At 28.4% G+C, this 2,974-nt stretch carries 3 protein-coding genes and 1 pseudogene; 1 reads left to right on the top strand and 3 read right to left on the bottom strand.

The window, feature by feature from the left end:
- A pseudogene (locus tag AJN64_RS09870) lies at positions 1-788 on the top strand (tyrosine-type recombinase/integrase); the annotation flags it as partial.
- 50 nt (positions 789-838) lie between these two features.
- Here the strand turns inward: AJN64_RS09870 and AJN64_RS01190 are convergent.
- The 3 genes from AJN64_RS01190 to AJN64_RS01200 all read right to left on the bottom strand — a co-directional run.
- Positions 839-1,180 (bottom strand): hypothetical protein, encoded by a 342-nt coding sequence (locus AJN64_RS01190; protein WP_141080069.1) that lies wholly within the window; start codon positions 1,178-1,180, stop codon positions 839-841.
- An 862-nt stretch (positions 1,181-2,042) separates the two neighbouring features.
- Positions 2,043-2,219, bottom strand: coding sequence for a hypothetical protein (locus AJN64_RS01195; protein ID WP_186820826.1), 177 nt, complete (start codon positions 2,217-2,219; stop codon positions 2,043-2,045).
- 13 nt (positions 2,220-2,232) lie between these two features.
- A partial coding sequence (locus tag AJN64_RS01200; RefSeq protein ID WP_070292554.1) for a bacteriophage T4 gp5 trimerisation domain-containing protein occupies positions 2,233-2,974 on the bottom strand: 742 nt, incomplete at its 5' end.

Here is a 2,974-nt window from a genome sequence, read left to right on the forward strand (position 1 = left end):
TTGTAGAATATTCTTTAGATTATCAAGATGAAATGCAAATAAACGATATAAAAACGACTTTTTTAGTCAATTTTCTTAATTATTTAGAAAATAATTCAAAAAATGGCAATAAACTATCAAAAAAAACAAAAATAACTTATTTGAGAGTATTAACTAGCTTTTTTTCTTTTATAAGCGATAATAATGATGATTTGTTTGTTTTTTCCTTTGATATGAAGAAAATTAGATTTAGAACAGAAAAATCAGAAGAAAATTAAATTATCTTAATGAAAATGAAATTATAAGGCTAAATAATGTTTTAGAGAAAGAAAAAGCAAAAAAAGAAGTTTACAATAGTTTTAGAAAAAACTTATGCTTTATGGAGGACTTAGAATTTCTGAAGCTTTAAATGTAAAACTTTGTGATTTTGAAGAGGTTGATGATGAAATATTAAAAATATCCATAATAGGCAAGGGCGGTAAAGAACAATTTGCATTTATTAAAAAAGAAGAAGTAGATGATGAGCTTGAATATTTTAAAGAAAATATCCAAGATAGTGATTACATAATGCAAACTAGCACAGGAAAACATTTAAATAGAAGCAATGCTTTTTTGATTGTAAATAATATTTACGCTAAAGCTTTGATCAGCAAAAAAGGACTTCATTTGCTTAGACACACTTTAGCCATGAGATTAACAGCCAAAGGAACAAACCTTGTGGAATTCTAAGACATGCAAAACTAAATACTACTGCTATATATGCCAAAGCAACAAATGATACAATAAAAGCTGCGTTATTGAATAATTAATTTTTCTAAAATTGAGTATTTGCATAGACTTCAAGAAGAAGTCTATGTGTTTAAAATTGTTCTAATAAAAGTTTAGGTTCTCCGCCAAGTATTTTGATGAAATTTGCAATTCTTGATTGTATTATTTCTACGGAATACATACCTCCTAAACCGCCTAAAGCATAAAATAATTCTTCGAAAATGTCTTCTTTGTTAAATTCAAGTTCTTCTATGTCAATAAGAACAGGAGTTCGGCTACATTTTTGTAAATTTTGATATATTTTGACTAAAATCTTGATTTTTTGTAGATTACTTTCAGCCTCTAAATAAGAATTTAAGTGTATTATTAGGGTTTTTATGAGTTTTTCTCTATTTTCTTTATTTTCAAAAAACTCAAGAGGACTGTGATTTATAGTTAAAATAACCAAAAGAATATACTTGAAAAATTAATAATACAAAAAACATATACTTTTTAAAAAAATAAAATTTTTCAAATATAGAAATTCAATAGAAGGAGAGAAGCTTAGTTAAAAGTTTGTTTGGTAAGCCAAAGGGAAAATTATAACCCCCTTTAAAAAAGGGAAAACAAGTGTTAATAACACTTGACTATAATTATACAAAGTAGTATAATTATTACTATAATTTTGTTTAACATTCTGTATCACCTCCTTTTTGGGCGTGATTGAATGCTAAAGGGGTTGCCGCCCCTTTGGCATTAACCCTTATGCAATTATACCAAAAACAAACTCTTTAACTTCTTAAAACAGTCCATGAAAAGATTTTACTTGTTATTCATTAGCACTTTGTTTTTTGCACCTTCATTTTTATTTGGTGCAAATATTGAAAATATAAAAAAATATAGAAATTCAATAGAAGGAGAGAAGCTTAGTTAAAAGTTTGTTTGATACCGCAGGTAACCCACTCCAGTTGCCCCAAAAATTGAGCTTGGTTAATATGCCTTGACTATAAATAAACAAAGCAGTATAATAACCACTAGAATGAGTTTTATGTACCTCCTTTCAGGGGTTTCACAATTTAGCCGTAGGGGGTCAGCCTGCGGCTTAAACCCTTAATGTAATTTACCAAACAAACTCTTTAACTTCTGAAACAATTTATGAAAGATTTTTGTATAAGTTTTAATATTTTATATGAAAATTTAGGTGTAAGCTATAAACAAGAAGCCTTTCGAGCTAGCTAAGAATACTTGGCTTTAGTTAGGAAGCTCCTACTTCTAAGCGTTAGCGAAAGTAGGAGTAATTCATAGTTTTCATTGTTTTAAAATTTTTTCTCTTCGTTATTAATAGATAATTTCGATATATCATATCTATCCCAAAAGATAAGCTCTAAAGGTCGTTGCAAAAAATGATAAGTTAAGCTTATAAAAATAATCAAAGCTATAAGCACACCACAAGGTATATAAAATTTTTTAAGTTTGTAGAAGGGTTTATTCATTGTTTATCCTTTATTACTCTGCTTTAAGTTCTCCACCTCTAACCACAAGTCCATTAGAGTCTATAGTTACTTCAACTCCACCTGCTTTAATGATAACACAATCAGGTTTTGCATTAATAATTGTTTCTCCTACCTGTATAGTCGCCTCGCTATCGGCTTTTAACTCATGAATAGTTTTTGCATAAGTTGTGATATTATCAGCTACCATGCTTGTATTTTTATCACTTTCAAATCCTATGGATTCATTACTTGTAAAAAGAATATTATCTTTGCTTTTATAATCCATCTCTTTCTCGCTTAACACTTGCATTTTATCACTGACATTAATATCATAATGCCCCTCAACCACTTCCTTTTTATTTCCCTTCACATTTCTTGTCTCATCCTTATGTATGATGGTATTTTGATTAGCACCTATTTCTATATCTTTGTTTTCTCCTACATATTCATGAGAGTTTTTAGCCACTCTTACTTTATTATCTACTCCTACATTTAAGGTATTGCTTAATCCTACTATGGTATCTTTAGATAAGCCTACATTAGTTAAGTATTCTCCTCCTACATTGACATTTTTAGCTAAGTCTATGGTTTGAGTATGAACCTTTTTAATCCTTTCATTATAAATTCCATCCACTATAGAATCTTTATCATTTAAGATTCTTTGAGTGAAATTATGTTGTACTAATTCATCATAATCCTTTTGGGCTTTTAAATAAATTTGTTCTTTATCTTTTATATTTGAGAGGGTAAGTTCA

Origin of the sequence: Campylobacter sp. BCW_4332 (genome assembly GCF_001763175.1) — a bacterium.
In the GTDB taxonomy this organism is placed as follows: domain Bacteria; phylum Campylobacterota; class Campylobacteria; order Campylobacterales; family Campylobacteraceae; genus Campylobacter_D; species Campylobacter_D jejuni.

Excerpts from the sequence above, each read along its gene's own strand:
- AJN64_RS01195 (WP_186820826.1), bottom strand. The coding sequence starts at position 2,219 with ATGAATAAACCCTTCTACAAACTTAAAAAATTTTATATACCTTGTGGT.